The sequence below is a fragment of the uncultured Mycobacterium sp. genome (assembly GCF_964249325.1).
Classification (GTDB): Bacteria; Actinomycetota; Actinomycetes; order Mycobacteriales; family Mycobacteriaceae; genus Mycobacterium.
Genome location: NZ_CAXUCH010000320.1, coordinates 1 through 4,051, shown reverse-complemented (window position 1 = coordinate 4,051; position 4,051 = coordinate 1). Strand labels below are relative to the sequence as shown.

The 4,051-nt window shown below is 66.7% G+C and carries 4 protein-coding genes and 1 pseudogene; 4 read left to right on the top strand and 1 reads right to left on the bottom strand.

Features of this window, described 5'->3' with window-relative positions; genetic code table 11:
* Window positions 1–199: 199 nt before the first annotated feature.
* The 4 genes from recA to ACFE99_RS23555 are packed head-to-tail and all read left to right on the top strand — an operon-like array spanning window position 200 to window position 3,895.
* Complete coding sequence (recA, locus tag ACFE99_RS23570) at window positions 200–1,240, top strand: recombinase RecA (protein WP_375489084.1); 1,041 nt, start codon at window positions 200–202, stop codon at window positions 1,238–1,240.
* Window positions 1,206–1,727 carry a recombination regulator RecX gene (gene recX / locus ACFE99_RS23565; protein ID WP_375489082.1) on the top strand — a complete coding sequence of 174 codons (522 nt, stop codon included), beginning with the start codon at window positions 1,206–1,208 and terminating at the stop codon, window positions 1,725–1,727. Before recA ends, recX begins: the two co-directional genes overlap by 35 nt.
* A gap of 27 nt (window positions 1,728–1,754) precedes the next feature.
* Window positions 1,755–3,284, top strand: coding sequence for a tRNA (N6-isopentenyl adenosine(37)-C2)-methylthiotransferase MiaB (miaB, locus tag ACFE99_RS23560; RefSeq protein WP_375489080.1), 1,530 nt, complete (start codon window positions 1,755–1,757; stop codon window positions 3,282–3,284).
* Window positions 3,281–3,895 carry a hypothetical protein gene (locus ACFE99_RS23555; protein WP_375489078.1) on the top strand — a complete coding sequence of 205 codons (615 nt, stop codon included), beginning with the start codon at window positions 3,281–3,283 and terminating at the stop codon, window positions 3,893–3,895. The genes miaB and ACFE99_RS23555 overlap by 4 nt, the downstream gene beginning before the upstream one ends.
* Here the strand turns inward: ACFE99_RS23555 and ACFE99_RS23550 are convergent.
* Window positions 3,892–4,051: pseudogene (locus tag ACFE99_RS23550) on the bottom strand (DUF349 domain-containing protein); the annotation flags it as partial. The gene ACFE99_RS23555 and the pseudogene ACFE99_RS23550 overlap by 4 nt on opposite strands.

Genomic DNA, 4,051 nt, shown 5'->3' with positions numbered 1-4,051 from the left:
TTTTCGATGAGGCAACGAAGCACCCTTTCGCGCGCATTTCTGACGAGTCAACGCGCTCGGCGCGCCTACTTGCTGTCGAACACACGTTCGCTACTGTGGTGAGCGTACGAAGACGTCGACTTGTCGGTGGGCTGTTCTAGCGTCACGGCCACTGACCAATACCGGTCAACCGAACACCGACTACAGGAGAGGCATCATCATGACGCAAGCCCCGGACCGGGAGAAAGCTCTCGAGCTGGCGATGGCCCAGATCGAGAAGAGTTATGGCAAAGGTTCGGTGATGCGCCTCGGCGACGAGGTGCGTCAACCGATCTCGGTCATTCCGACTGGATCTATCGCGCTGGACGTGGCGCTGGGCATCGGCGGTCTGCCGCGCGGACGGATCGTGGAGATCTACGGCCCGGAGTCCTCGGGTAAGACCACCGTCGCGCTGCATGCGGTGGCCAACGCCCAGGCCGCAGGCGGTATCGCGGCGTTCATCGACGCCGAGCACGCGCTGGATCCCGAGTACGCCAAGAGGCTGGGTGTGGACACCGATTCGCTGCTAGTCAGCCAGCCCGACACCGGTGAACAGGCACTTGAGATCGCCGACATGCTGATCCGCTCCGGCGCGCTGGACATTCTGGTCGTCGACTCGGTGGCCGCGCTGGTGCCACGCGCCGAAATCGAAGGCGAGATGGGTGACAGCCACGTCGGCCTGCAGGCCCGGCTGATGAGCCAGGCGATGCGGAAAATGACCGGCGCACTGAGCAATTCGGGCACCACGGCGATATTCATCAACCAGCTGCGGGAGAAAGTCGGCGTGATGTTCGGTTCTCCCGAAACGACTACGGGCGGAAAGGCATTGAAGTTCTACTCTTCAGTTCGCCTGGACGTCAGGCGGATCGAGACGCTCAAGGACGGCACCGAAGCGGTGGGCAACCGGACCCGGGTCAAGGTCGTCAAGAACAAGGTGTCGCCACCGTTCAAGCAGGCCGAGTTCGACATCCTGTACGGCAAGGGCATCAGCCGGGAAGGCTCGCTGATCGACATGGGCGTGGACCAGGGCTTCATCCGCAAGTCCGGCTCCTGGTTCACCTACGAGGGCGAGCAGCTCGGGCAGGGCAAGGAGAATGCCCGCACGTTTCTGCTGGAGAACACCGACGTGGCCAACGAGATCGAGAAGAAGATCAAGGAAAAGCTCGGCATTGGCGCAGTGGTGACCGATGACGACGTCTTGCCCGCACCCGTCGATTTCTGAGCCGTCTCGCGAGGAGCAGGCGCGGGCATTGTGCCTGCGTCTGCTCACCGCGCGATCCCGTACTCGCGCGGAACTGGCCGGCCAGCTCGCCAAACGGGGATATCCGGCCGACATCAGCGACCGGGTGCTGGACCGGCTGGCCGCCGTCGGACTGGTCGACGACACCGGCTTCGCCGAAAACTGGGTACATTCCCGGCGAGCCAATGCAGGAAAAGGCAAGCGCGCACTGGCCGCTGAGCTGCATAGCAAGGGCGTCGATGACGACGTGATCACCGCGGTCCTGGGCGGAATCGACGCCGGTGTGGAGCGGCAGCGCGCTGAGCAGCTCGTGCGGGCCAGGTTGCGGCGCGAGACCTTGGGCGACGATGACGAGCGGGTGAGCCGGCGGTTGGCCGCGATGCTGGTGCGTCGCGGTTACGACCCAACCCTGGCCTATGACGTGGTCAGCGCCGAGCTGGCGGCCGAGCGGGAGCGTCGACGGGTGTAGCCCAGCTCCAGCTCCAACCGCCGTACCATGGGCCGCGTGACTTCGACGGCGGCAGACGCGGCGGGCCTGGCCGGGCCCGTGTCGGGGTCGGCGCGTACCTACCAGGTGCGCACCTACGGCTGTCAGATGAACGTCCACGATTCCGAGCGATTGGCGGGCTTGCTGGAAGCCGCCGGCTACCTGCGGGCGCCCGAGGGCGCCGACGCCGACGTGGTGGTCTTCAACACCTGCGCCGTCCGGGAGAACGCCGACAACAAGCTGTACGGCAACCTAAGTCATTTGGCCCCGCGCAAGCGGCACAACCCGGAGATGCAGATCGCGATCGGGGGCTGCCTGGCGCAAAAGGACCGAGACGCGCTGCTGCACAAGGCGCCGTGGGTCGATGTGGTCTTCGGCACCCACAACATCGGGTCGCTGCCCACCCTGCTGGAGCGGGCGCGGCACAACAAGGTCGCCCAAGTAGAAATCGCCGAGGCGTTGCAGATTTTCCCGTCCACACTGCCGGCAGCCCGTGAATCGGCTTATGCGGCTTGGGTTTCCATTTCCGTCGGCTGCAACAACAACTGCACTTTCTGCATCGTGCCTTCGCTGCGGGGTAAGGAGGTCGACCGCAGCCCGGCCGACATCCTCGCCGAGGTGCAGTCGTTGGTGGACGCCGGCGTGCTCGAGGTCACGCTGCTGGGCCAGAACGTCAACGCCTACGGGGTCTCGTTCGCCGACCCGCGGTTGGCCCGCAACCGCGGCGCCTTCGCCGAGCTGCTGCGGGCATGCGGACGCATCGACGGCCTCGAACGGGTCCGGTTCACCTCACCGCATCCGGCGGAATTCACCGACGACGTCATCGAGGCGATGGCCGAAACGCCCAACGTCTGCCCGGCCCTGCACATGCCGCTGCAGTCGGGCTCCGACCGGATTTTGCGTGCGATGCGGCGCTCCTACCGCGCCGAACGGTATCTCGGCATCATCGACCGCGTTCGCGCGGCAATGCCCCACGCCGCCATCACCACCGACGTGATCGTCGGCTTTCCCGGTGAAACCGAGGAAGACTTCGCCGCCACGCTGGAGGTGATGCGACGGGTGAGGTTCGCGGGCGCTTTCACCTTCCAGTACTCCAAACGCCCCGGCACCCCGGCCGCCGACCTCGGCGGACAGCTGCCCAAAGACGTTGTGCAAGAACGCTACCAGCGGCTGGTGGCCGTGCAGGAGCAAATCGCGCTGGAGGAGAACCGGGCCCAGATCGGCCACACCGTCGAACTGCTCGTTGCCTCCGGCGAAGGCCGCAAGGACAGTCGCACCGAGCGGATGAGCGGACGGGCCCGCGACGGCCGGTTGGTGCACTTCGCGCCCGGCGGCCAGCGGGTGCGTCCCGGCGACATCGTCACCACCGTGGTCACCGGCGCTGCGCCGCACCACCTCATCGCAGACGCCGGCATCGTCTCGCATCGCCGCACCCCGGCCGGTGACGCGTACGAGCAGCGGCCCGGCGGCGTCGGTCTCGGTATGCCCGGCATAGGACGGCCCGCGCCTTCCGCCGAACCCATTGGGTGCGGCCGATGAACGACGGGGAGCACTCGGGGGAATTCGACGCCTTCCGGTCCGACATCGAGGATGCCGAGCGCCGCATCGCGCGTGAGATCGACCCCGGCGTAAGGGGTTTCGTCGTCGCGATCTTGGTGTTTGTGCTGCTGGGCTCGTTCATGTTGCCGCACACCGGTGATGTCCGCGGATGGGATGTGCTCTTCGCCAGCCACGGCGCGGCCGCTGCTGCGTTGGCGCTGCCCTCGCGGGTCTTCGGCTGGCTCACACTGGTATTCGGCGTGGGCTTTTCGATGCTGGCGTTGCTGACCCGGCGCTGGGCGCTGGCTTGGGTGGCGCTGGCCGGCTCGGCGGTCGCCAGCGCGGTCGGGCTGCTGGCGGTCTGGTCGCGGCAAACCGTGGCAGCGGGCCATCCAGGTCCGGGTGTTGGCTTGATCGTCTCGTGGATCACCGTGATCGTGCTGACGTTTCACTGGGCGCGCGTGGTGTGGTCGCGCACCATCGTTCAACTTGCCGCCGAGGAGCAGCGCCGCCGCGCCGCCGCGCATCACCAGTCCAAAACGCTGCTGGAAAGCCTGGAGAACCACGACGAGAACAAACCGCCGGACCCCTCCGGGGGCGAGCAGCCTTAAGGCTTGCGGGTCAGCGCGTCGGCGGCGGCTTCAGCCCACTGCCGCCACTGCTCGGCGCTCGCCTTCGCCTCGTCGGCTTCTTTGGTGCGCCCCGCGGCCTCGGCCTTTTGGGCCTGACGTTCCAGTTGCTCGGCGCGGGCACGGAATTGCTCAGCG

Bases quoted from the DNA above. Each gene is read 5' to 3' on its own strand.
- miaB (WP_375489080.1), top strand. From the start codon at position 1,755: ATGGGCCGCGTGACTTCGACGGCGGCAGACGCGGCGGGCCTGGCCGGG.
- recA (WP_375489084.1), top strand. From the start codon at position 200: ATGACGCAAGCCCCGGACCGGGAGAAAGCTCTCGAGCTGGCGATGGCC.
- ACFE99_RS23555 (WP_375489078.1), top strand. From the start codon at position 3,281: ATGAACGACGGGGAGCACTCGGGGGAATTCGACGCCTTCCGGTCCGAC.
- recX (WP_375489082.1), top strand. From the start codon at position 1,206: ATGACGACGTCTTGCCCGCACCCGTCGATTTCTGAGCCGTCTCGCGAG.